Source organism: uncultured Fibrobacter sp. (genome assembly GCF_947166265.1).
Classification (GTDB): Bacteria; Fibrobacterota; Fibrobacteria; order Fibrobacterales; family Fibrobacteraceae; genus Fibrobacter.
On record NZ_CAMVDO010000024.1, the window covers coordinates 1 to 24,150 of the forward strand.

General features: G+C 48.2%; 19 protein-coding genes. 13 read left to right on the forward strand and 6 right to left on the reverse strand.

Annotated features, from left to right (window positions below):
* Window positions 1-112 precede the first annotated feature (112 nt).
* From Q0W37_RS11250 to Q0W37_RS11310, 13 genes are all read left to right on the forward strand, one after another.
* A complete protein-coding gene (locus tag Q0W37_RS11250; RefSeq protein WP_297701648.1) occupies window positions 113-1,687 on the forward strand; it encodes a pitrilysin family protein in 1,575 nt (524 codons plus the stop codon).
* A gap of 17 nt (window positions 1,688-1,704) precedes the next feature.
* Complete coding sequence (locus Q0W37_RS11255; protein WP_297701650.1) at window positions 1,705-2,751, forward strand: hypothetical protein; 1,047 nt, start codon at window positions 1,705-1,707, stop codon at window positions 2,749-2,751.
* Complete coding sequence (locus Q0W37_RS11260) at window positions 2,748-3,407, forward strand: RNA methyltransferase (protein WP_297701652.1); 660 nt, start codon at window positions 2,748-2,750, stop codon at window positions 3,405-3,407. Before Q0W37_RS11255 ends, Q0W37_RS11260 begins: the two co-directional genes overlap by 4 nt.
* Window positions 3,408-3,596: 189 nt before the next feature.
* On the forward strand, window positions 3,597-4,433 hold the full coding sequence (locus Q0W37_RS11265) for an MlaD family protein (protein ID WP_297701654.1): 837 nt from the start codon (window positions 3,597-3,599) through the stop codon (window positions 4,431-4,433).
* Between the two features lie 7 nt (window positions 4,434-4,440).
* Window positions 4,441-4,713, forward strand: coding sequence for an HPr family phosphocarrier protein (locus Q0W37_RS11270; RefSeq protein ID WP_072979301.1), 273 nt, complete (start codon window positions 4,441-4,443; stop codon window positions 4,711-4,713).
* On the forward strand, window positions 4,685-6,517 hold the full coding sequence (ptsP, locus tag Q0W37_RS11275; protein WP_297701657.1) for a phosphoenolpyruvate--protein phosphotransferase: 1,833 nt from the start codon (window positions 4,685-4,687) through the stop codon (window positions 6,515-6,517). The genes Q0W37_RS11270 and ptsP overlap by 29 nt, the downstream gene beginning before the upstream one ends.
* A gap of 71 nt (window positions 6,518-6,588) precedes the next feature.
* Window positions 6,589-8,961: a lytic transglycosylase domain-containing protein gene (locus tag Q0W37_RS11280; protein ID WP_297701658.1), complete on the forward strand. Its 2,373-nt coding sequence runs from the start codon at window positions 6,589-6,591 to the stop codon at window positions 8,959-8,961.
* 3 nt (window positions 8,962-8,964) lie between these two features.
* Window positions 8,965-9,804, forward strand: coding sequence for an EamA family transporter (locus Q0W37_RS11285; RefSeq protein WP_297701660.1), 840 nt, complete (start codon window positions 8,965-8,967; stop codon window positions 9,802-9,804).
* Window positions 9,805-9,831: 27 nt separating this feature from the next.
* On the forward strand, window positions 9,832-12,612 hold the full coding sequence (locus Q0W37_RS11290) for a CotH kinase family protein (RefSeq protein ID WP_297701662.1): 2,781 nt from the start codon (window positions 9,832-9,834) through the stop codon (window positions 12,610-12,612).
* Between the two features lie 139 nt (window positions 12,613-12,751).
* Window positions 12,752-14,122, forward strand: coding sequence for a nucleotide sugar dehydrogenase (locus tag Q0W37_RS11295; RefSeq protein WP_297701664.1), 1,371 nt, complete (start codon window positions 12,752-12,754; stop codon window positions 14,120-14,122).
* A 2-nt stretch (window positions 14,123-14,124) separates the two neighbouring features.
* Window positions 14,125-14,997: a phosphorylcholine transferase LicD gene (locus tag Q0W37_RS11300; RefSeq protein ID WP_297701665.1), complete on the forward strand. Its 873-nt coding sequence runs from the start codon at window positions 14,125-14,127 to the stop codon at window positions 14,995-14,997.
* On the forward strand, window positions 14,981-15,820 hold the full coding sequence (locus Q0W37_RS11305; RefSeq protein WP_297701667.1) for a phosphorylcholine transferase LicD: 840 nt from the start codon (window positions 14,981-14,983) through the stop codon (window positions 15,818-15,820). The genes Q0W37_RS11300 and Q0W37_RS11305 overlap by 17 nt, the downstream gene beginning before the upstream one ends.
* An 8-nt stretch (window positions 15,821-15,828) precedes the next feature.
* Window positions 15,829-16,866: a glycosyltransferase family 2 protein gene (locus Q0W37_RS11310; RefSeq protein ID WP_297701695.1), complete on the forward strand. Its 1,038-nt coding sequence runs from the start codon at window positions 15,829-15,831 to the stop codon at window positions 16,864-16,866.
* Here Q0W37_RS11310 and Q0W37_RS11315 read toward each other — a convergent pair.
* The 6 genes from Q0W37_RS11315 to Q0W37_RS11340 are packed head-to-tail and all read right to left on the reverse strand — an operon-like array spanning window position 16,841 to window position 24,150.
* On the reverse strand, window positions 16,841-18,178 hold the full coding sequence (locus Q0W37_RS11315) for an O-antigen ligase family protein (protein ID WP_297701669.1): 1,338 nt from the start codon (window positions 18,176-18,178) through the stop codon (window positions 16,841-16,843). The genes Q0W37_RS11310 and Q0W37_RS11315 overlap by 26 nt on opposite strands.
* Before the next feature lie 12 nt (window positions 18,179-18,190).
* The gene (locus tag Q0W37_RS11320) at window positions 18,191-19,033 is read right to left on the reverse strand and encodes an endonuclease/exonuclease/phosphatase family protein (RefSeq protein ID WP_297701671.1); all 843 of its coding nucleotides are present in this window, start codon (window positions 19,031-19,033) and stop codon (window positions 18,191-18,193) included.
* Window positions 19,030-19,986 carry a putative nucleotide-diphospho-sugar transferase gene (locus tag Q0W37_RS11325; protein WP_297701673.1) on the reverse strand — a complete coding sequence of 319 codons (957 nt, stop codon included), beginning with the start codon at window positions 19,984-19,986 and terminating at the stop codon, window positions 19,030-19,032. The genes Q0W37_RS11320 and Q0W37_RS11325 overlap by 4 nt, the downstream gene beginning before the upstream one ends.
* Window positions 19,987-19,996: 10 nt before the next feature.
* Window positions 19,997-21,709, reverse strand: coding sequence for a glycosyltransferase (locus tag Q0W37_RS11330; protein WP_297701675.1), 1,713 nt, complete (start codon window positions 21,707-21,709; stop codon window positions 19,997-19,999).
* A gap of 22 nt (window positions 21,710-21,731) precedes the next feature.
* On the reverse strand, window positions 21,732-22,958 hold the full coding sequence (locus tag Q0W37_RS11335; RefSeq protein ID WP_297701676.1) for a hypothetical protein: 1,227 nt from the start codon (window positions 22,956-22,958) through the stop codon (window positions 21,732-21,734).
* On the reverse strand, window positions 22,948-24,150 hold the full coding sequence (locus Q0W37_RS11340; protein ID WP_297701677.1) for an ATP-grasp domain-containing protein: 1,203 nt from the start codon (window positions 24,148-24,150) through the stop codon (window positions 22,948-22,950). Before Q0W37_RS11340 ends, Q0W37_RS11335 begins: the two co-directional genes overlap by 11 nt.

Below are 24,150 nucleotides of genomic sequence, written 5' to 3' on the forward strand. Positions count from 1 at the left end.
CAAGGAGGCCCGTGCCGGATTTGGCAGGGCTTTCGCGAGGGGGAGGCTTCCCCCCATGATAGGGCGTTTATATTTCAACGGATGCTCCTCTATTTTTCTATTTTTAACAACGATGATTAACGTGAAAATTTGCAGGTTTTCTTTACCGTTGCTGCTTGCATCTCTGTTTTTGATGCTTGCGTGTGCCGGTGCGCCTGAACCAGAGACTGAGCCCGTGGCTGAACAGGCTATAGCCGCAGAACTTCCGAAGGATTCCGCGGCGGCTCCGGTTGCAAGTGCTGCGCAAACGCCTTCTATTCCGGAGAGTTACAAGGATATTCAATTCCCTGAATACCGCTACGTGGCTCCGTATCCGAAAGACTATCGTGTTGAAATTGCTCCCGGCGTTGTGGGTTACATCGTGAGTGACCGAAGCCTGCCTTTGGTGAATTTTACGGTTTACTTCGACGAGTCGAGTGTTCCGGCAGTCCTTAAGGACGAGGCTGCCTCTTCGATGGTCGGGAGTATGCTTCGTCGCGGTGCCGGTGGCGGTATTTCCGCTCGCGCACTGGATGATTCGCTTGAGTTTATCAGTGCCGGCTTAAGCTCTTCGGTGGGTACGTTTGCGTCGATGTTCGATATCGACTGCCTGTCGAAGGATTTCCCGGGAATGCTGAATCTTGCAAAGCAGGTCCTGACGGCTCCTGCATTCGACAAGGAACAGTTTGAAATTTTACGTGCGAATTTCTTGACGGCATACGACCGTCGCTACGATACTCCCGCGAAGGTGCTTTCTGCGCTTCGCTCCAAGGTGAATTACGCTCCGAATCCAAGACTCTGGGACGCCAATGCCGATGACTATAAGAAGGTCTCGGTTGCTGATGTGAAGCGTCTTGCACAAGGCGTCTACTCTTCGGATCACATTATTTTTGCACTTTCCGGTGATGTCGATCGGGATTCGGCGGTCGCGGTGCTCAAGGAGTTTTTCGAAGGCTGGAAAGCTGCGTTGAAGGCCCCTTCAAAACCGACGAAGACCGCCCAGACGAAAGCCCCTGCTCCAGAACAGCTGTCGTTTGTGCGCAAGCCGGGGATCTATGTGGTGGACAAGGATATTACGCAGGCGAATATCTCTATGAACCAACCGTTCGTTCGTAGACCTCACGAGGACTATTATCCTGCTGCAGTGGCGAACTTTATTCTGGGTGGCGGAAGCTTTACGAGCCGCCTGATGAACCGTGTGCGCAGTGACGAGGGTCTTGCCTATAGTGTCTACAGTTCGGTCGGGAACGACTACCGCGATACGGCCATGGTGACAATCGCCTTGCAGACCAAGGTAGAGTCGGTTGAATTTGCTCTGAAACTTATCCGCGAGGTGGTGGAGGAATTTGCGAAGAACGGTCCGACGGAAGATGAACTTGTTCAGGCGAAAAAGTCGCTGATCGAAAGCCTCCCGAGCCTGTTCGACAGCCCGTCTTCGACGGCAGAAATTTTTGCAAAAGGTGAACTGCTCGGAAAATCGTTTGACCATTATCTGGACTACGTGAAGGAAATCAATGCGGTGACGGCGGAGCAGGTGAAGGCGATGGTGAAGAAGTATTTCGACATGGACAAGATGACGGTCTCGATTGTCGCGCCGGTTGCAAAGCTTGAATCGCTGAAGCCTTTTACCGTTGTTTCTCAGGATAGCTTGGAATTTAGGGACAGGTGAATATGTTGCGGAACGTGATGGTTTCTTTAGTTCTTGCCTTGCTGGTCAGCGTTGTATGCCCTGTTTCTCTGTGGGCAGAAGATGCTGCTGTGGCCGCAAGTATCGACACGGTGGCAAGGGAAAAGTTGCATGATAATTTGCGCAAGAAACTTGGAAACAACGATGACTTGCGTTCTCTTTGTTCGGGTCTCAAAATCTGTCTGAATGTTGATTTCGAAGGTTGCTTCGAAGAAGACAAGAAGCCTTGGTCCAAGGTGAAGTATAACGACGAGTTCTGCGAACCCTACAAGGAAATAGGCCGCCGAGGATACCCGCCCGAACCGAAGTTCCCCATGGTTCCCGAAATTTATGCGAGGCTTGGACGACAGTACCGAGTTCAGTACGTTTATTCCGGTACGCTTCCGCTGAACGAAAATGTGATTAGCTACTTGTTCGACAATATGCCTTTCACGGCGGAACTCATCAACGCCTATCTCGAAGAAAACTATACGCTCGAATACACGCATCCGAGTAGACGTTTCTTTAACGGGAGCAACGGGCGTAGCCTTTCTGGGGAGTTCTACTGGGCCTTGCAGGATAGCGCTGGAAAAAAGCTTGGGATGCGCAATACGTTCTTTGGCTATGGACATGCCCAGGTTCTCAAGTGGTCCTTGCATGGAACCGCGATTGCCTACCTGGATATGGATCCCATTCCCGGCAACAGGATTAAGTATAAGTTAACGGCGATTGTGTTCCCGGGTAATTCGGTGTTGAATTCCATTATGCAGATGAACGTGTTCCGGAGCGTGGTGAATTCAAAAATTGAACATATCGTAAACGATGTCAAGAAAGCTGCCAAGATGTATTTTGACGGCAACAAGGAACCGATGCTCAAGAGCGCATCGCTAAAGTCTACCGAGAATGTCCAGTATGTACTGGATTTCGAGGAGGTGGTGAACGGTGCGCATTGGGAGCTGGGCGATTTTGAACGTCTGCAGAAGGCCCGCAAGCAAAAGCGTGAGCAGGACATGCAGGCGGTCCCCATCATGGTGAACGATATTCAGAAAATCAAGGAATCGAAATGAGTGCTGAAAGAGAATCTATGGAATCCCTGCTTGCGCGGGTGACGGAACGTCGTCGTGAGCTTTTGACGTCTGTGGTGGACCGCCGTACAAGACATTTCTGTATGGTGCTGGAAGATCTTTTTGATCCGCACAACATTTCTGCCGTGATCCGCACCGCAGAAGTCTTTGGGCTTCAGGATGTTCATATTATTGAAGAAGACAATGCCTACAGCGTGAACAAGTCCATTCTGAAGGGTTCTTACAAGTGGATGAGTCTGTACCTTTACAAGAAGCGCATGCTCTGCATGGAAAAGCTGCGCGCGAAGGGTTACAAGATTGCGGTTGCAAGTACGAATACGACGAATTCTGTTCTGGATCTGGATCTGAGCCAGCCGACGGCATTCTACCTGGGAAGTGAATTCCACGGGAACCACCCCGATACGCTTGCCCATGCCGACTATGAATTCAAGCTTCCGCAGTACGGCATTACCGAATCGATGAACGTTTCTGTTGCCGGGGGCGTTCTGATGACCTACCTCGACGTGTTCATGCAGAAGGAAGGCCGCGAAAAGTTCCTGCTTAAAAAGGAAGAACGCGACGCCCTGCTCTGGGACTGGCTCGACCGCCACGTAAACGGCATCGAGAACAATAGCCCCATTACGCGAGTGGAAGAGTAAGCGGCGAAACCGCCCAATAAACTTTCGTTTAAAGATGCTTCAAAGCCCCCTTTTTAGGGGGCTTTCTCCTATGTTGCACGTAAAAAATGCTAGATTAGCACTCAAATGAAAAAGTATACGGCTCTTTATTTTTCAGTCGGCCTAGTGGTCATACTGGCCCTGATAATTCTTGTTTTCGGAGTATTCTTTTTGAACGAGAAGGATCCCCGCGAAACATTTAACACGTTCCATTTGCGCTTTACCCAGGTGAGCACTCTGGTGTTGGACGACCCTGTAAAGGTAAACGGTGTAAAGCTCGGTAAGGTTGTGTCCATTGAACTGTCGGGACACCGCGTGGTGGTGACTATCCGCTTGCGGACCGACGTGAAGATTCCGAAGGATTCCGAAATCCGTGTACAGAACATCGGTATCATGGGTGAACGCCAGATCGGAATTATCCTGGGTGACGAGGAAAACTACTTCGCACCGGGCGATACCATCACGGGTCAGTTCGATGCGGGTATTGCCGAAGCGATTGGCCTTGCGGGTGAACTGTGCGACAGTACCAAGATTCTTCTGGAATCGGTAAAGCACGCCCTGAACCAGACGATTGTGAATCCCGATTTCCAGGAACGCTTCAAGACGCTGCTTGTGAAGGCTGAAAAACTCGAAGACCGTGCCATAACCATGCTGAATACGACCGACCCGCAGTTAAAGAAGAGCCTGGAAGGACTGAACCAGGTGGTGGTGAAGGTGAACGAGCTGCTAGACGGAGTCAAGCCGCCTATCGACAATATGTTTGCGAATACGGACAAGGTGATGGGGAATGCCGACAAGCTGATTGGCGAACTTGAAGGCGTAACCAACCATCTGGACGAGCTGATTGTCAAGGTTCAGACGAAAATCGAATCCAAGGACAATACGGTGGGAATTTTGCTGAACGATCGAACCTTGCATGATGATTTGGTGAAGACGGTGCATTCGGCGGACAGCCTGGTGCGCGTTATTCTGCATGATGGTCTTGATATCAACGTGGATTTTTTCTGAGGAAAAAATGATTGAAAAAACACTGGTGGTAACGAACAAGTTGGGTATTCACGCTCGACCGGCCGGTATGATAGTTGATATTACCGGACAGGCGAAGAGCGACATCTCGATTGTTTTCGAGGGCTCGAAAGCGAATGCCAAGAGCATTTTGAACGTGATGATGCTTGCTATTCCGGCAGGCTCCGAGGTCAAGTTCGAAATTGACGGCGAAGACGAAGAAAGTGTAGCTTCACAGTTGGAAAGTCTGTTTAATGACCACTTCAACGAAGAACCCTGCTAGTAAGAAAAAGGCTCCCGCCCGCATGGCTTTGAAGGGCGTGCCTGCGTCTCCTGGCTTTGCCATGGGGCGCGTTTTCCCGGTGATTAACCGAAAGATTTCGGTGGTCGAGGAAACACTTCCGGAAAGTCGACTTGCAGACGAGGAACAGCTTTTTCTGAAGGCTGTCCACAAGACGATTAAGGAAGTCACGCAGATTAAGGAAATTTCAGAAAGTCGTACAGGGATGAAGGACAGCCTCATCTTTGCGACGCACTTGATGATTCTACAGGATCCCGAGCTTATAAATGGGGTCCTAGACAAGATTAAGAAAGATCATAAGAATGTTCGTTGGGCGGTTCATGTTGTCCTGGGGGCATACATCGATCGCTTTGAGCAGATTGATTCGCCGGCGATGCGTGACAAGGCGGCGGACCTGAGGGATGTCTACAACCGTCTGATGGCGGCAATGGAAGACTCCGGACCTGTATTGGAGGATGTGGCTCAGGAAGATGGCGTCATCCTTGTGGGTCACGAACTTTTGCCGAGTCTCTTGATGTCCATTAAGCCTGGCCAGGTGGCTGGTTTTGCGATGGATACCGGTGGCCGAACAAGCCACGTGGCGATTCTTGCACGCTCGTTGCAGATTCCGCTCGTGTCGGGTCTCCGTAATTTTGCGGCCCTGGTGCAGTCGGGCGACACGATTATCGTGGACGGTTCCAGTGGACAGGTTGTCATCAATCCGACTCAGGACGATGTCAAGGAATTTTATGCCCGTCAGGATGTGTTCGAAAGGCAACGACGCGAACTGTTTACGATGCGTCAGCTGGAGCCGATGACCCGTGACGGTAAGTACATTACCCTACATGCAAACATCGAACTTCCGTCGGAATCGGAGAAGGTGACGGATTTTGGTGCTACCGGTATCGGTCTTTATCGTTCGGAATTCTTGTTCCTTCGTAACGAAGCTCCGACTCAGGATGAACAGCGCGATGCCTACCGCTACATTCTTGAAACGATGTCACCGTGCCCGGTGACGATCCGTACCTTGGATGCCGGTGGCGATAAGCTTGTAAGCGGCATTACCGCGGTGAACGAGTCAAACCCCTTTATGGGCTGGCGCTCGATTCGCGTATGCCTGGACCGCGAAGATATTTTCTGTACCCAGTTGAAGGCCTTGTTGCTGGCGAACACCAAGGGCAACCTGCGCCTTTTGCTCCCGATGATTTCGGGAATGGCGGAACTTCGCCGTGCAAGGGCCTGCATTGAAAAGTGCCATAAGGAATTGGTGGCCGAAGGGCATAATGTAGCTAAGGTGAAAATGGGCGTGATGATAGAAGTGCCCGCCGCCGTGATGATTGTAGACAAACTAGCGAAAGAAGTCGATTTCTTTAGCATCGGCACCAACGACTTGATTCAGTTTACCCTGGCTGTAGACCGCACGAACGAGTTGATTACCGATATGTTCCAGCCGCACCATCCGGCAGTGCTTAGCATGATTTACCAGACAGTCCAGGCGGCTCACCGCGAGGGGATTCCCGTGGCGGTCTGTGGCGAAATGAGTGCGGACCCGATGAGTGTGCTGCTCCTGGTGGGGCTTGGGGTCGATGAACTTTCGATGACTCCCTGGAGCGTGATGTCTACAAAGAAGATTATTCGTTCGATCAACTTTGAAGATGTTCGTGATTCTGCCTTGACGGTACTCCAGATGGAAGATGCGGAAAGCGTGAATGCCTATATGCACGGAAAGTACGCTCAGACGATTAGGGATCTGGGAATATCGAGCTTTGTGGGTCAGGTGGACGGTAGCAAGAAGATTAAGAATTAAAAATGATGCCGAATAGATTCTTCATTTTTAATTTTTCATTCTTCATTGATATTTTCTAGGGGAAAGAGTACATGTGTAGAATTGTTTGTTTGGTGGTATTTCTGAGTGTCTTCGCCTTGGCGGATTCGCTTTCGACGGTACCTGCAGCACCAAAGGCCCCGCAGGGCGATTCTGTTGCGGCTCCCGAGAATCCGCGTCCGACCCTTTCGACGGACAGCCTGATTGCGACGATGCCCTTGACGCCTCCCGATCCGTATGCTGCTGACGAACAGATTCTTCCGGCTCACTTTCAGGATATGGTGGTGCGTTACAGTCGGTTGAAATCGCTGAGTGAAGATCAGTCCCAACCGAAGAATGTTCGCGAATTTGCACGTGCCGCCCAGTTTTTTTATAGGGAAGAGTGGGATAGCGCTTATGCCGCGTACGATATTTTGCGTGGACGCGATACCTTGTTGGACGGAGCCGTCATTCTCCGTATGGCAACCGCCAAGTTCAAGCTCGGTGAATTCCCGCAGATGCGTTCTGCTCTTTCCGCCTATAAGAATTATGAAAATGACGCATCCTTCGATAGGGCTGCATCGCGGCTGAGAATCGAGGCCGCCATGGCGGATTCTACGCTAAGCGATCACGCCCATGCGGATTCGCTGAAGGCTTTCGTGGAAAAGTATCCGAAGTCTGACGACGCTGCGGCTCTTCGGTTCCGTTATGCGCAGTACTTGGAACAGTTCAAGCAGATGAAGGATGCGAAGCGCATTTACCTGAAGCTGCTTACGAGTTCTTCGAATTATAAGGATTCCGCTTTTGCCGCTATCCGGAGACTCCGCAAGGTGCGTGGAGCCCCCGAAACTCTGGAAGAAAAGGTGGCGTATGCCAAGATGGCCTGCGCAAAGGACAATGCCGGCGAATGCCTTGTCCTGCTGGATTCCATTCATGTCCTGGATTCGATGCTGGTGTCGCTTTCACCAGAAGCGGTTCTTCCCCCGCCCGAAGATTCCTTGCAGAAAAATTTGCCGCCTTCTTCGCTGGATATGGCGACCCGCATCAACCTGTGGGAAAAACGCGCCGTGACGCTCCGTACCTTGAAGCGCGAGGATGAATCGATTAAGCAGTTTAAGTTCCTTCTGGATTCCGTGGAAGCGCGTCCTTTGTGGATGCAGTCGATTCTGCGCTTGTACCGCAACAATGCGCTGCGTTACGAAAAGGAAATCCGCAAGATGGATGCCGCCTTGCAGGATGCGAGCCAGTACAGCAAGGAAAATGCGAACAACCTTTGGGTGAAAGGCTTTGAGTACGAGCAGAAGGAAAACTACGACAGCGCCATCGTTTGTTACAGGACGCTTTCGCACAAGCGCTTCAAGAATAACGTCAAGAGACAGTGGGCGAAGTTCCGCATCGGTTTTGTTTTGTTTAAGCAGGAAAAGTGGAACGAGGCGGTAGATGCGTTTATCGATGCGTCCAAGGAACCGTTCCTGTGGAGTGGAAGTGGCGCTCGAATGTTCCTGGGCGATGCCTACATGAAGCTCGGCAAGGATTCGCTTGCCCGCGAAGCTTACCTTGACTGTATCCGCGATTTCCCGCTGGCCTACTATGCGCACCGCAGCCGCCTAAAGCTGGTGGAATACAAGTTGATGGCCGAAAAGGATGTTCCCTATGCGCATGGGGTGCTGATGGCGCCGGAGCAGACGCTCGCTTGGGTGCGTGCCTCGCAGAAGGTGGGAAAGCCCGATACGAGCTACAATGCGGATCGTTACAAGAGAATCCGCACGTTGTTCCAGTACGGTTTCAGCGAACAGGCTTTTGCGCTTTACGACGAGGCTCGCAAGAAGAACGCGAAACGCCTAGATTTCTTGTATGAGTACGGCAAGTTGTTCTACGAAATGGGTGAGACCGCTGCGGGGTACCGCCTTGCTCGTCAGTTCCAGAACAATATCGATCGTCGCCGCCTGATGACTCCGCCCATTGACGTGCTGCATTACCTTTACCCGATCCCCTACAGGGACCAGGTCAAGTTCCATTCGGGTGAACGCATCGACCCGTTCTTCGTGTACAGCGTGATGCGCCAGGAGTCAATTTTCAACTTCGAAATCATGTCGCCGGCAGGTGCTTGCGGACTTTTGCAGATTATGCCCGCGACGGGCAAGATGCTCGCCGGCAAGGAAGGCCTCGAAAATTTCGAACCGATGCAACTCTTTAACGCCTACATGAACATCCGTCTGGGAATTCGCTACTTGGTTGACTTGAAGGCCGAATACAACGACGACTATATGTACGTTCTCGGAAACTACAATGCCGGCCCCAAGCCTACTAAGCGCTGGCAGACTGCTGGCGAGGGCAAACCCTGGGATATCCGTGCCGAAGAAATCAGCTACTGGGAAACCCGTGACTACGTGAAACGCGTCATGGGAAATTACTGGATTTACCAGGAAATCTACGACGGAATTTAGCGGATGCTTTTCCTCCTCCTTACAATTGTTCCGGCGTTCCTTTTTGCTTGTGGGAACATTCTCGAAAAATCGGGTGTGTCCACGGTCGGCAAGCGCACGGGTGGAACTTCCAGACCTTGGGAATTTTTCAAGGGCGTGATTACGAATAAGTTCTGGTGGCTGGGAATCGGTTGCTCGGGGCTTGCTACACTGGGCTACTATATTGCCATGGCTCGTTATGACCTTAGTCAGGTGCAGCCGATGATGGTGCTGAATCCGGTGCTTACCGCCTTGATGGGTTTCTGCATCTTGAAGGAGACCTTGACTAAGCGTATTGTTGTCGCCATTTGCTTTGTCGTGGCGGGCCTTCTTTATTCGGTGGAAAGCATGGGCCAATCGACGGCGGTGCAGAATATCGGAATGCTTTGGGCGTATGCGGGTGGACTCAGTGCGGTAACGCTTGTTGCGCACCTCTGGGTCAAGGATCGCGAAATGGTGGACTCCCTGATTATGGGCGTTGGCTTTGGACTTTCGGCGGCGTTCTACAAGAGCCTCGCGATGGACTTTGACTTGGACCATATCGAGCTTTCGTCCATCGCGAGTTTGCTAATGGATTTCAGGACTCTCGGATACATTGCGACTTATGGAATTGCCTTCCTGTATTCGCAGGTGTCGTTCTCCCGTGGGCGCGCTCTGTTCATTGTTCCGTTTAGCGCTGCTGTCGGTGCCGCTGTGCCGACTTTGGCCGGTGTTCTCGTCTTTTCGGAAGCATTCCCTGTGGGCAAGGTGATTTCGGTGACCCTGGTGCTGGTTGGCGCCTGTCTGTTTATTGTACGTAGGTCGCGCCGAAAAAAACGTTCCTAGTTGCGTCTTATGGTGTGCAGACGTATCATGTACTATTGTTTGTTGTTGCTGTTGGTTTTAGGACTTTCGGCTTGTTCCGATGATTCGTCCAGTTCATCGAATGATGTTTCCGATATTACCGAAGTCAGTTCTGCTTCGGAAGATAGTGTGCCGGAAAATGAGCCGGGGCTTCCTTTTGTAGGGGGCAACGTGGTGATTTCGGAAATTGATCCGATTAACATCGTTTACGAAGATCATGAAGGGGGTGATGCGGGGTGGATTGAACTCTATAACAAGTCTTCCGATACGGTAGACCTTTCGGGGATGGCGCTTACGGATTCGCTTGCACGCCCGTTCAAGTGGAAATTCGGCAATGTAAAGATTGCTCCGGATTCGTACTTGTTGGTCTTTATGTCGGGAAAAGATGTTCCTGATTATGTTTACCCGCACGATTCGCTTGACCTGATTGGTCCTGGCTGCTGGACTTGGACCGACGCGCAGAATGATCCACCAGGTTATAGTTATGCGGACCCCTTGCCCGGTCAAAAGAAAAACTGTTTTAAGGATAAGGAACAACGTCAATTTGGTGCCGTCATGAAGTTGGGAGAAAATGAAGACCTTGGCTGGTCTTCAATTGCCGTGTTTGTAGGAACAGGAAATAGCGATCCGAGTGACGTCCTCGATATGGCGGCGACTAACGAGCTCCTGGTTCACGCCTTCATTACTAAGGACCGCAAAGTTTCGCTTAGGCTTACGCAGCCTGATATCGATGACTGGAAAGGGTACGAGATGATTCTAACGGGGACGGGAGATTCTTCTACGGTGTACCGGTTGCCTCTTCCGATCGGGAAGACTTTTCCGGACCTTAAGAATATTTACGGAACGCGCATGAGTCCGGAAGCAAATGAGTCGCAGGAGGTGACGGTCAAGGTTTTCAGCTACATTGCTCGAAACCGGGGACATGAACCGCATGCGGGTTTCAGACTTTCGGAGAAGGGGGCTCGACTGTATCTGGTAAATGCCGATACGACTCTTGCGGATTCGGTGGAGTATCCCGAGATTCCAGTAGGAAAGACTTGGAATTTGGGATCCCTGGCCGATGGAACGACCGGATTTGGATTTGCCTTGCCGTCTCCTTACGGTCAGGTGAAATCGTCCGTGATGGAGAGCCGTTCCCCTGCGGTTGATACGTTGGCCGAATTCCCGCCGTCTGGTTTTTATGCGGCTCCTTTTGAAGTGAAAATTCCGCGGAATCATTCGGTTCGTTGTGTTGTTGGCGGAATTGCCCCTACGGAAGGTCCTACGGAAACGGCTCTTGTGCAGATAAAATCTTCTGCGACGATTCGCTGCGCCTCTTTCGTGCCGGGGGCACTTCCGGGTGAAGAGTTGGTTCGCACCTACATTATTGGTGAAAAGCCGAAATTGCCAGCTGTATTCCTGACGGCGGATCCGAATTCACTCTTTGACCCTGATTCGGGAATTTACATGGAAGGCCCTAACGCTCAGGAGAAGGAACCTCATTATGGAGCGAATTATTGGCAGGATAAGGAAATTCCCGTGTTTGTGGAATTGACGGAATCGGAGTCCGAATTGCCTGCATTTTCTAAGCGGGCGGGACTCAAGATATTTGGAAATTACAGTCGTCAGAATGCCAAGAAGTCCGTCGCGGTTACTTTCCGCGAAAAGTATGGTGACAAGCGCCTGCACTACAGCCTTTTCCCCGAGTTTCCGGAACTGAACAAGTTCAAGGTGTTCCTGCTGCGCAACAATGGAAGCAACTTCGGACAGGACTACATTCGCGACCGCCTTGCCAGTTCTGTTAGCGAGGGGCTCGGTGTCGATTACCAACGCGGAAGGTTCGCGGTTGTGTATTACAACGGGGAGTATTATGGCATCCATAGCATTCGTGAACGTTCGACGGAGTACTATTTCGAGACGCATTACGGGCTTGATCCTGACGAAATCGATTTGCTCAAGGCGGACAATTCCGTGTCGGCGGGGTCTGCGACTGACTATGTAGCCCTGATGGATTGGCTGGAAACGCATCACCTGAAGAGCGACAAGGACTACGATTACGTGAAGTCGCAAATCGATGTGGATAACTTGATGAACTATATGCAGGTGGAACTTTATTCCAATAATCGTGACTGGCCGAGCAACAACCTAAAAAAATGGCGCGGCACAAATCCGAAAACATTGTGGAAGTGGTTCTTGTACGATATGGATTTTGGAATGGGAAACAACTTTAGCCAGTATACGAACAACATATTTGAGTTCGCGTTGGCGGAAAATGGCGAAACTTGGCCTAACGGGCCTGAAAGCACTTTGTTGTTTAGGCGAATGTTCGAAAATGCCGATTTCAAGGCCACTTTTATCAATCGTATGACAGCGCTTCTCCAGATGAATTTCGAAAGTTCCCGAGTCCTTGCTCGAATTAAGAACATGATGGCTGAAATCGAATCCGAAATTCCCCGAGACCAGAAACGCTGGAAACTGAATGCGTCTAGGATGGAAAATCAGCTGAAGTCGATCAAGGACTTCGCCCAAAAGCGTCCGGAGGTCTTGTATCAGGAACTTCGCGAGTATTTTGAACTAGGCGAGTCTGCTCCGTTGACCTTGACGGTTCAGGGATCGGGGACGATTCTTGTACACGGCTTGCCTCTAGATCGGTCTACGATGACAATCCCGTTCTTTGAAAATTTCCCGGTCACCTTGACTGCATCGCCTTCGGCTGGGGGTGTGTGGAAGGGGTGGAGCGACGGGGTGAAGGAAGCCTCGCGGACTGTTGTGCCCGGTGAAATAAGCGAATTAAAAGCGATTTTTAAGTAGTCTGTGTATACAGCGCTCTCTTGCGAACACCAAGGGAACAAAAAAATGTGATGTATATCTTACAGAACCGCTCTTTGACTTTTTTTTAGCTACTATAGTGTATATGGGAAATCCTGAATTTTCTAAATTTGGGCACACTATGAGTTACAATACTAAGATTCTTTGCATTGGCGCGGGCTATGTCGGTGGCCCCACTATGACCGTTATCGCCGACAAGTGCCCCGATGTAAAAGTGACTGTGGTTGATATCAACCAGTCCCGTATTGACGCTTGGAATAGCGACAACCTCCCGATTTTTGAACCCGGCCTCGATGACGTGGTGAAGCGCGCCCGTGGCCGTAACCTCTTCTTTAGCACGGATATCCCTGCTGCCATCAAGGAAGCGGATATCATCTTTGTTTCGGTGAATACGCCGACGAAAACTTTTGGTCATGGTGCCGGTAAGGCCTCCGACTTGCAGTACTGGGAAAAGACGGCCCGCAATATCCTCGAAATTGCCGACGAAGGCAAGATCATTGTGGAAAAGTCCACGCTTCCGGTGCGTACCGCCGCCGCCATGGAACGAATCTTGAACTCTAACGACAAGGGACTGCACTTCGAAGTGCTTTCCAACCCGGAATTCCTCGCCGAAGGAACCGCCATTAACGACCTTTTTGAACCGGACCGCGTGCTCATCGGTAGCCACCAGACGGAATCGGGCCTTGCCGCCTGCCAGAAGCTGGTCGACGTTTATGCACACTGGGTGCCGCGTGACCGCATCCTCACGACAAACCTCTGGAGTTCCGAACTGACGAAGCTCACCGCGAACGCCTTCCTGGCCCAGCGCATCAGCTCTATTAACTCGATTAGCGCCCTTTGCGAAAAGACGGGTGCCGATGTGGACGAAGTTGCCTACGTGATGGGCAAGGACCGTCGTATCGGTTCCAAGTTCCTCAAGGCCTCTATCGGCTTTGGCGGTTCTTGCTTCAAGAAAGATATTTTGAACCTCGTGTACCTGTGTGGCTACTATGGTCTCCCTGAAGTGGCCGCCTACTGGGAATCGGTGGTGAAAATCAATGAATGGCAGACCCACCGTGTGGTGGACCGTATGCTCGAGACCATGTTCAACACGATTGCAGGTAAGAAGATTGCCGTGTTCGGTTTCGCCTTCAAGGCCAATACCGGTGACACTCGCGAAAGCCCGGCAAACCTGGTTGTGCGTGACTTGCTCGCCGAACATGCACTGCCGGTCGTAACCGATCCGAAGGCTATTCCTGATGCCAAGCGCGATTTGAAGGACGTGCTTGACCAGGTTCAGTTCGAGGAGGATCCGTACAAGGCTGCCGAAGGAGCTCATGCAGTGGTAGTCTGCACGGAATGGAAGTGCTTTGCGGAACTCGATTGGAACCGTATTTACAAGGGCATGGCAAAGCCTGCCTTCGTATTCGACGGACGCAATATCCTGGATGCAGACGCTTTGAAGAAGATCGGTTTCGAAGTGTCTAGCATAGGCAAGGGAAAAGCGGAGTAGCCATGGGGCTTGATTCAAAAACACGACAGCCGGTGCCTCTTTCGAAGGCACAGTTGTCTATTTTGAATATTTTCAAGGAAATTAAACCATTCCTGGAGAATAATTCAATACCTTATTTTTTGCTGGGAGGGTCCCTGTTGGGGGCTGTTCGGCATAAGGGTTTTATTCCCTGGGATGACGATATTGATATCGGTATCGTTCGTGACGACTACGAACGTTTCCTGGATACGGTATCCAAGAATCTGCCGGATCATCTGGAACTTCGTTCGTATCGCGACGAGTCCGACCATCATTACTATTTCTCCAGAATTGTAGACAAACGGTACGTGATGAGCCGAGAGGGAAGCCTCGTTTCCAGAAAGGAAAATCTCTGGGTGGATATTTTCCCGCTAGATGGAATGCCTAACAATTGGCTTAAGCGTCGCATTCATATGCTCCGTCTTTTGTGGGTGCGTCTGTGCTATCATGTGGCGTGTTTCGACAAGGTGAACCTGAAACGCCCGAACAGACCGCTGTCGGAACGTATCATTATTTCCCTTGTTAAGAACATCCATCTGGGCGGCCATCGCGATTACAAGAAATGGCTCGTCAAGCTCGATAAGCTCCTGAGGGCCTACAAGGTTCAGGATTCAAACTGGGTCGTGAACTTTATGGGACAGTACAAGTTCAAGGAAATGTTCCCGAAGTCCTATTACGGAAAAGGCAAGCTCTACACCTTCGAGGACATGGAGCTGATGGGCCCGGAAGATTACGACCGAGTGCTTTCCCAGATGTACGGGGACTACATGAAGGAACCTGACGACTGCGACAAGAACGTGCACGATGCGTATCTTCAGGATCAGAAGGCTGAATTGATGCATGGCAAACTCGCTTAGACAGCTGCAACTGAAAGAACTGGAACTCTTGAAGTTCTTTCAGCAAGTTTGTAAGGAACATGATATCGAGTACTACGCTCTAGGCGGTACTTTGCTTGGAGCAGTACGCCATAAGGGCTTTATTCCCTGGGACGATGATATCGATGTCGGAATCCCGCGTCCGGATTACGAACGCCTCTGCAAGATTCTAGAAGAAATGTCCGGAACAGGAAAAATCAAGTTCCGCTCGTACAAAAATTCTGAAGATTACATTCGCTATTTTGGTCATATTGAAGATACGACGTTCAAGGTCGTGCGTCACGACAAGCTGAAAGCCGAAGAAACTTATGCGTGGATTGATCTTTTTCCGCTGGATGCGATGCCGAATAATGCTTTGCTTCGTAAGTTGAAGGTCTTTCAAGTGCTTGTGTTGCGCGCGCTTTTCCGTTTTTCTTGCTTTGATACTTTAGTAGATGTGCATAAAAAAGGGCGCCCTCTGCACGAAAAAATTTTGGTGTGGATCGGACTCCATACGCCAATCCAGAAACTCTTTAATACCAAAAGTTGCTTGCGCGCGCTTGAACGTGCGTTGACGTCTACTTCTTACGAAAAGTCGGATTACCTGGTGAATGCCATGGGCGCCTACAAGTTCCGTGAGATGTTCCATAAGAAATATTACGGTAAGGGACGCATGTATCCGTTCGAAGATACCGAAATTTGTGGCCCTGAAGATTACGACTTTGTCTGCAAGCAACTCTATGGCGATTACATGACTCCTCCGAAAATGGATGACCGCAACCATCATGGGCTCGAAACGGTCGAAGGCACCGAACAAAACAGCTAGGTTTGTTTATGCCTGCAGTAAGCGTCATTATTCCTGTTTATAATTCGGCGAAGTATTTGCGCGAATGCTTGGATAGCGTTGTTGCGCAAACGTTTTCTGACTGGGAAATGATCGCTGTCGATGACGGCAGCGTAGATGATTCGCCTGCCATTCTCGATGAATACGCCGCAAGAGATTTCCGCATCAAGGTTATCCATAAAGTGAACGGTGGCGTGTCGGCGGCCCGTAACGATGGCCTTGATGCTGCCAGTGGTGAATATGTACTGTTTGCGGATTCTGACGACCTGCTTCTTGTAAATGCACTTGATGTCTTGTATAAAAAGATATCTGGAGAAAACGCTGATATCGTTTTTGGAGACCATTTATCATTCCAAGGAAATGACGGCCCTGAGAAAGATCGTCGATACATTTTTTTTAACAAGCCTTTTGTTGCTTCTGATCGTGAAACGATTGTTCAAATTCAGCAGACGGTGCTGTATAGGGGCTTTTCTCCGTACTTTTCGGAACGCAGTGGATATCTTTTGGCGACCCCGTGGGCAAAACTCTTTCGCCGTCAATTGATTGTGGAATACGGAATTAAATTCCCCCTGTCCATAAGCTTGTTTGAAGATGGCATTTTCGTGTTGCAGGTGTTGCAGCACTCTAATAGAGTTTGCTATGTGCAGGAGCCGATTTGCCGTTATCGAGTGCTGTCGACATCTCTGTGCCATGCACATGAAATATCTCCCATAGAGGTGTACAAGGCTATTTCGAAAGAAGTTCTTCTCTTTATTGAAACGAATGGTGCGGATCAGCTGATGAATGCTTACCAGTCGCGTTTCCTTTATTATGCGAAGAAACAAGCCGGACAGCTTTTTTCGAGCTCCTTGTCTTTTTGGAAAAAATACAGAAACCTTAAACTTTTGCTGAACGATCCGTTCTATAAGCCCTTCGTTGCGAACGTCCCTTCGATGCGCTTGGTGGGAACGGAGAAGGTTTTTGGAATTTTAGCCTATCGAAGGCTTTATCTTATTCTTGCCGTTATTCTTTGGCGCCGTCGAGGCTAGGATTTTCGTCGGCCTCTAATTCATCGTTCTTTTCTTTTGCGATTTGTCCGAGCTGGCAACCGGCAAGTAAGAAAAGAAATTGAGAGCAGTTTCCGATGGTTCCGGACAAGGTGACGAATACCGTGCCGGCGGCAATCAAAGCAAATCCCCCGGAAATAAGGGGCGCCTTTCTATGCCTGAATAGGATGATAAACATCCAAAGCAAAAGAAGGTAATAGGAGAAAAGCCCAAAGAATCCGCGGTCTATCAGGAGGGAAAATACAACGGATTCTAGCCCTCCCAAATCATCACCGTGGCTGTCTTGTGCACGGGTATCTTCTGCAAAAATAACATGGGAGGTAAACTTGTTTCCGTTCCCAAAAATGGGTGAATTACTGATGGAAACCAGCGTGAACAGAAGCTGTCTTTCTCTAAAATCGAGAGACGATCCTTTGCCCGCGTGACTGGTCTGGAAATTGTCCAACATGAAGGAGAATAATGCCGAAAAGGAAAAAACGACGATTCCTGCAATGAGGAACTTAATGAACGGCCCCACTCTATCGAAAATTAAAAGCGCCACGCCCAATAAGGCACATACCAAAGCCGTTCTTGAACCGCAGAGAACGATGTTTAGGGTGAGAAGTAGCAGAACAAGTAGAATTTTCTTCCGGTCAAACGAGTCTTTCTTGAGATAGGGCAGGTAAAAAAGGAAAAGTGACATTAAAAGCATTCCAAAGGCCGTGGGATGCTTGGTGGTAAAGAAGGTTCGCAAGCGCCAGCTTTCGATAAGGCTGACTTTAGAATTCAAGTCGAAGGATCCGTTGTAATGTGGAAAGGCTGCACATACCATCCTGTAAGGGATGTTGTCGCTGAGCATGATTTCTACAATGCCGCAGAAGCATATGATGTAGACGAAGGGAACGAGCTTGATTGCAAAATTGTTGATCCCGACATGACGTGCGTACAGATAGGCAGCGTAAATGTATCCCAGACAGTCTATGGCGTCGCGAACGCCGTAATACATGTCTTTGGAGGCGATTCCCGAGTTGTAAATGGCTGTAAAAAAGTAGCTGATAATATTGAGTAATATGGGAATGGTCAGGATGTTGAAAAATATGCTTCTGTTAAAGTTCTCGCGATCCTTGAAAAACTCAACGATGAAATAAACGTACAGTATGATGTGCTGTGGCGATATAGAGGGATTGAGCGTGAACAGAGCTACATTGGGGAAAATAACCGTTCCTATAACGAGCGTAAGAAATCGCTTTTCAGAATTGGAGTAGATTATCGTAATGAGTAATCCAAAAAAGAATAGCAGGACAGCGATGCTCATTTTCCAAATATACTAATATTTTTCCCCGCTTAGTTCAAAGCGGATTGTAACGGGGGAATGATCGGAGGGGTAGCGAAACTTTTCTCCGTCGTAATAGGTCTCGTTGAGTATTCCGAAACGCTTGACCTTTGTACCTGGGGCGACGAATATGTGGTCGAGCTGCCAAATGCCGAAACGTGATGGGTCGAAGTGGTTGTAACTGCCGTTGGGTGTGCTTGTAAATTCGGCGATCTTTTGTGCGTCGACCATGACAGAGGTTTCCAGGTTTTTGTACGATTTTGATGTTGAAGTGAAATTCAAGTCTCCGGCAAAGATGAATGGCGTGTTTCCTGCCATGGAGTAGATTTTCCGACTCATCAACTTTGCGCTTTCGGCTTGAGCATCTTTGCCATGGTAGTCAAAGTGAACATTGAAAATGTACAGAAAATCCTGTTGAAATTTAAGTTTCGCCCAGGTGCAGTAGCGGGCATGTTTGGAATCCCAACTCTTGCTTTTTTTTTCGGGTGTTTTCGACAGATAGAACCTTCCGTAGTCGACAACGGTGAATAATCCTTTCTTTATAATAATGGGGTTGTATTCCATGGTGTCGGAAAGGATGATGTCATACTCAGGAAGAAGTTCCATTAACTGTTTTAAGCGGTAGGGACTGCCCTCCTGAAGGCCGACAATGTCAAAGTCGTGATATTTGATGACGTTCGCGATGGGTTCTTTCCGCTTTTCCCATGCATCGCCGTTTTCGACATCCCTGGGGTCTTCCCAGCGGATGTTCCAAGAGGCGTAACGAAGCTCCACTCCGTAAGAAACAAACGGAATGCATAAAAGGAGAACGAAAAAAATGGCGATTTGCTTAATCATTTACGAATAATCAGCCCGCAAATTTTGTCGATGGTTCGGTAAATCGGTTTCAGACGCTTGTACATGAATACGATCGTCCTGTAGAAAGCTGTCCTTTGGACTTTGACCGAAATCAGGTCTGCGTTTACGTCTTGTACGGAGCTGAATGCGATTTTGGGGTTTGCCAAGATGGCATCCAGTTTTTCGTGAGTCTTTTCGAGAATGCTTTTTTGAATGTTTTTGTCCGCAAGGTCAAAGCAGGTGAGGCCAAAGCTTGCATAGTAATGCATGATCTTTGCGCAGTTTAGATGTTTGAGGAATGAAGACCTGCGCGTCACCTGGCAATTCCAGGTGCCGTCTATTTCTTTCACGATGCCACCTTGGCGGACGTTGACCTCGTTGAGTGCGGTCTGGTCATAAACGACAGAATACTTTTCAAGCGTTTCTTTCCACAGCTTGTGCCATTCGTCAAAGAACTTTTGGGCAGCGGGAGATTTTTTGACCCAGATGACGCCACTGTTGAAATGTAAGTCCTGGTATCCGGCACTCCAGTGCAAAGGCTTGGAACGTTCTTCGTAGAAATTCTGATAGCTGCCTTCAGAAATTTTCTGGTGACGGTCAAGTACCATTCCGATAGATATATCTTCGCTAAAGTCGGACTTCAGTTCTTCGCATACAAGCGTGTCCCCGTCGATAAAGAGAAAGTCTTCGTCGATGTAATGGTACATCGTGGTCTTTAAAAAACGGGAACGGTCGCGGTTGTTGTACTCTTCGGGAACCTGGATTTCGCAGATTTGTATGTCAATTTTATTGTGATAGGTTCTTTTTCCCGTGAATGTTGCCGCAGTACCTTGGTCAACGAGAATCACGACCTGGGCTCCTTTATTGTGCGCAAGCAGGCTAGACGCACTTATCATGGTCTGTTCATAATAAGTGTCTTTTTCATTGCTGACGAGTACGTAGACGAAAGTCATGGAAAACCTCTTATAGGCCTTTGCCGAAAAATTGTTCGCACTTTTCGATGGCGACATCGTTACGGTTGTTGTGCACATTGGCTATGTATAAGGATGTTTTTGCGAGTTCCTTATTTGTGATGTAGAAGGGGTGCGTTTGTTTATTGGGAACCCAAGCGACAGGGATGTTGAGGCTGTTTTCTATAAATTTTAGCCAAACGTCATCGACGGACCATGCGTTGTCCATTATATTCTTCGGGTTGAAAAATTCTGAATCCATATCGAAAATATGGGGGGGGTAGAGAACGCCTCCGACTCCTGTAGCGAAGAGCTGCTGGGAAGGCCCTGGGTCTTTTTTGCAATCGTAATCCCAGGAATTATAGTCGACAGCGTGCTTGTTCATGTCATACAGGATTTTATGGACGCGTCTTGCCGAAATACAGTTGGGATGCTTTTTGTAGCTTGCGTACAGAGAGGCTAACATATCCCGTGTGTAGATGACATCGTCGTCTACGGTCACGATGCATGCGTCTCGGTATTCCTTCATGGCGTGAATGTATTTCTTGTGAGGCTTTAGGGGTTCACCTCCGCAACGGATTTCTAGGCCCTTCTTTTGCAATTTGAGAATTTCTTGGGGAATGTTTTCCAAGGAAACGTCTTTGTCTAGCCAAAGGATGACCTTGGTGGGCTTCAAAGTCTGATTGAGAATGCTCTTCAGGCATATAGGAAGCGTCGGGAATCGCGCTGGATAACTTGTTAACGAGACAATTATCGGAGTCTCGAATCTTTGTTTTGCAATGCCATAAGAGATGGGTAGGTAATTGTACCTGAAATTGTTCCAACTCGTTTTTGCTTTTTCAAGGGCGATTTTGATGGTAGTTTTTGCCGCAAGGCTTGGGCTAAGGCGAATCATTTTGTATAGAAAATGGATTGCTTCTTTCTTGTCATGTGCCTTTTTGGCTGCCCTGAAAGCGTTGCGAAAATCGGTAAATAAAATTTTGTTGCGTGCGTCGCGAACTTTCTTGCTCAGCTTGTAAAATTGGCTGAGACCTTTGTTGAAGCGCTCGCTTGTGTAGGCCCATTTGATTTTATTGCTTTCCGTAATTCCACAGCCACGGCGATATACAGATGAAATCACTGGATTAAAGTGAATTTTGCCCTTGGTGGAGAGGTAGGCCCACATTGCGGTATCGAAACCGGGCTGTTTTGATTGCAGAAACTCGGGAAGAAATTCGCTGCGGTAAACAGCGGACGCCGTAGGAAATCTTCTTCGAATGAGAAGATCTTCCAAAGATACATCGTGTTCCGGTTCATCCGAAAAAGGACGGGCTACATTTGTGTTGGTGTATAATACGGTCCCGTTTTCGGTAGAAAGCGAATAATCTAAATGGCTTTCAAGAAAGTCAACTTGTCGCTGCAACTTGTTAGGATCGGTCCAGTAATCATCTCCTTCGCAATCGGCATAGTACTTCCCTTTGGCGGCAGGATAAATGAAATTCTTCCAGATGGGGTTGCGCTTAGAATGCTGGTTTTCAGTTTGAAGGATTGGCTTGATTATATCAGGATGCTTTGCGGCGTACTCTTTTACAATTTCGGCTGTTCCATCGGTTGAAGCGTCGTCGTGAATAATGATTTCGATGGGAAAACTCACCTTCTGCATCAAAAAGCCTTCAATTGTTTGCGCAATGAAGTCTTTCTGGTTGTAGGTGGCGCAGAGAATGGATACAAGAGGAGCCTGATTCATATTTGAGAGCATAGAAAAATTGTTATTGCAACATGTCCAGTAGGTGCTTGGCGTCCTGTCTTTTGCGGAGAACCTCGTACCCGTCTTCCGTCATTTTAACAATGGCACAGCGTGGGTTGATAAAGAATGGGGTGAGGTTGTGCCTGTAGGCTCCAGATCCCTTGAAAACCAAAAAATCTCCATAGTGGTAGTGCTTCAATGTTACTTGATTTGCTATAACATCTGTTTCCATACAGGTCGCGCCTACGATGTCAGCGGTAATGGGCTGTTCCTCTTCTCTTTCGCTGTATTCATCATAGGGATAATTTACTTTACTTGTTTGAGCCCGTACCTGATAGATGCTTGCGTCTACAATGACGAAATCCTTTTGGTTTATAGTTTTGTGTTGATGAATTCTTGTAACCAATTCAAAGACGTTTGTTACAACGGATGCCCCTGGTTCTATTACAATATGGGGCTTGTGAATTTGAAACCATTCATTGTTGAGTAAAACGTCACAAATTCCGTTGGCGTAATCTTGGTAGGAGGGCCGCTTTGAAATATCGACTTCCTTGGGGGCTGCTCCAAAAAATCCACCGCCTAAATCAAAATATTTGATTTCATCTAGGGCGTGCACTTGAGCTATTTCTAAAAGGCGCGAAGAGATAATTTTGTAGTTTTCGACAACGCGGTTAGTCGATGATGTGTGCCCATGTAACGATACGACACTGATCTTATTCTCTTTTAATTTGGGAATGATTTCGTCAAGAATTTTTTGCGTAAATCCGAAACGGCTTTCTTTTAATCCACCTTGTATGGCGGATGATCCGTTGTCGGTCTTTATTTCCATGTTTACGCGAAGGCCAATATTGATCGGTAAAACTGGATGTTTTTTTCGAATGTTGATGATGAAATCAATTTCGTAGAGACAGTCTAAGTTTACAATAGATCCATTGAGGATTGCTTTTTCGATTAGAGCTTCACTTTTGATGGGACCGTTTAAAATAATGCGATCCCCTTTAAATCCGACTTGCTGGGCCAAATCGTATTCTATTTCGGAAACAACTTCTGCAATAAAACCATTACTTTTGACGATGTCTAGTAAAAAAGGAGTGTAATTTGTTTTGAATGAATACGAAAGAAGAAATCGATTGTATCGATTTTTGAAGGCGTTGTTAAAGTCGGTCAAGTTCTTTTGAAATCTATCGGGGTATGCCAAATAGAATGGGGTTCCGACTTCATTTGCAATTTCTTTTAATCTAGATATCATGATCTTGTAACGTTATATGGAAATAGTTCTTGAAATTATGTGTAACCGAAATGAGTTCGTCGTAGCTTGGGAACTCCAGAAGACATAAGCCGACTCGGTCTGTCAAAAATTTAAACTTGTTGATAGCGTCGCCTTTCTGTTTGAAATAAAGCTCCTTGACGATATATTTTTTGATGTAATCGTCGATTTTAATGTCTTCAAGGATTCCGTCTTTTTCTGAATATAGCAAACAGTAGGCAAAATAACCATTGGCTTCTGCTTTATCTATGTCAAGAGGCTCGTTAAGAGCCATTTTTACAGCAAGTTCTTCGGTACTTATTTTATAGGCCCTGTTCATGAGGCTGTAGATGAAATTCCCACTATGCCTTGAGTTGACTTCTATAAAATAAATTTTTCCTGAAGAGGATACCCTAAATTCAACATTGATGGCTCCAGATTGAATTTTAAGAGCCGATACAAGTTTTTGGATTTCATCCTTGACCTTGTTGTAAAGATCTTCTGGAATGATTCCTTTCCCAAAAATCGTTGCGCAAGGCAGAATTTCGTTGACTGCTGGATATAAATATCGTCCAAGGAAAGCAATCTTTAGAATTCCGTCTTCGATGATGCAATCACCGTTTATTTGAATGTTTCCATCCACGAATTCTTCGATAACAACATTTCCGCTATTAGACTCCTCGTGAGCCTTGTCGACAGCGCTTTGAAGTTCGCTTTCTTGGAAAACTTTCGTTATTCCCTTGTTTCCGCCGCGGTCCGTTGGTTTCACGATTACAGGGAATGTCAGACTATCAATCGATTCCGGAATGGACGTTCCGTTAAAGAGGATGAATTTTGGAAAAGAGGTGAAACCATTGCGTTGAAGGAACTGTCTAAAATTGTTTTTGTAAGACAGTGTTTCTTTCGTGGTTTCGGAAATACCCGGCAGATGAAACTTTTCTATAACGTGGCATCCTGCGAAGTATCCGTGTGAAGAAGCGAAAAAGACTACGCCATCAACGGGATTCTTTTCGATGTAGGCATCAATAAGATCAGTGTCGTAGGTACTGATCATGAGCGCTTCGTCCGATTCCTTGTGGCCGGGATTTTGGGGCTTGTTGTCGCATGTGATAACATGCAAGCCACGAGATTTGGCGTACTTAATGGCTGGTACAACAGACAGATTTGCATCAAAAAAGATAATCCGTTTATTCAT

Bases quoted from the DNA above. Each gene is read 5' to 3' on its own strand.
- Q0W37_RS11250 (WP_297701648.1), top strand. From the start codon at position 113: ATGATTAACGTGAAAATTTGCAGGTTTTCTTTACCGTTGCTGCTTGCA.
- Q0W37_RS11255 (WP_297701650.1), top strand. From the start codon at position 1,705: ATGGTTTCTTTAGTTCTTGCCTTGCTGGTCAGCGTTGTATGCCCTGTT.
- Q0W37_RS11260 (WP_297701652.1), top strand. From the start codon at position 2,748: ATGAGTGCTGAAAGAGAATCTATGGAATCCCTGCTTGCGCGGGTGACG.
- Q0W37_RS11270 (WP_072979301.1), top strand. From the start codon at position 4,441: ATGATTGAAAAAACACTGGTGGTAACGAACAAGTTGGGTATTCACGCT.
- ptsP (WP_297701657.1), top strand. From the start codon at position 4,685: ATGACCACTTCAACGAAGAACCCTGCTAGTAAGAAAAAGGCTCCCGCC.
- Q0W37_RS11280 (WP_297701658.1), top strand. From the start codon at position 6,589: ATGTGTAGAATTGTTTGTTTGGTGGTATTTCTGAGTGTCTTCGCCTTG.
- Q0W37_RS11285 (WP_297701660.1), top strand. From the start codon at position 8,965: ATGCTTTTCCTCCTCCTTACAATTGTTCCGGCGTTCCTTTTTGCTTGT.
- Q0W37_RS11290 (WP_297701662.1), top strand. From the start codon at position 9,832: ATGTACTATTGTTTGTTGTTGCTGTTGGTTTTAGGACTTTCGGCTTGT.
- Q0W37_RS11295 (WP_297701664.1), top strand. From the start codon at position 12,752: ATGAGTTACAATACTAAGATTCTTTGCATTGGCGCGGGCTATGTCGGT.
- Q0W37_RS11300 (WP_297701665.1), top strand. From the start codon at position 14,125: ATGGGGCTTGATTCAAAAACACGACAGCCGGTGCCTCTTTCGAAGGCA.
- Q0W37_RS11305 (WP_297701667.1), top strand. From the start codon at position 14,981: ATGGCAAACTCGCTTAGACAGCTGCAACTGAAAGAACTGGAACTCTTG.
- Q0W37_RS11310 (WP_297701695.1), top strand. From the start codon at position 15,829: ATGCCTGCAGTAAGCGTCATTATTCCTGTTTATAATTCGGCGAAGTAT.
- Q0W37_RS11315 (WP_297701669.1), bottom strand. From the start codon at position 18,178: ATGAGCATCGCTGTCCTGCTATTCTTTTTTGGATTACTCATTACGATA.
- Q0W37_RS11320 (WP_297701671.1), bottom strand. From the start codon at position 19,033: ATGATTAAGCAAATCGCCATTTTTTTCGTTCTCCTTTTATGCATTCCG.
- Q0W37_RS11325 (WP_297701673.1), bottom strand. From the start codon at position 19,986: ATGACTTTCGTCTACGTACTCGTCAGCAATGAAAAAGACACTTATTAT.
- Q0W37_RS11330 (WP_297701675.1), bottom strand. From the start codon at position 21,709: ATGAATCAGGCTCCTCTTGTATCCATTCTCTGCGCCACCTACAACCAG.
- Q0W37_RS11335 (WP_297701676.1), bottom strand. From the start codon at position 22,958: ATGATATCTAGATTAAAAGAAATTGCAAATGAAGTCGGAACCCCATTC.
- Q0W37_RS11340 (WP_297701677.1), bottom strand. From the start codon at position 24,150: ATGAATAAACGGATTATCTTTTTTGATGCAAATCTGTCTGTTGTACCA.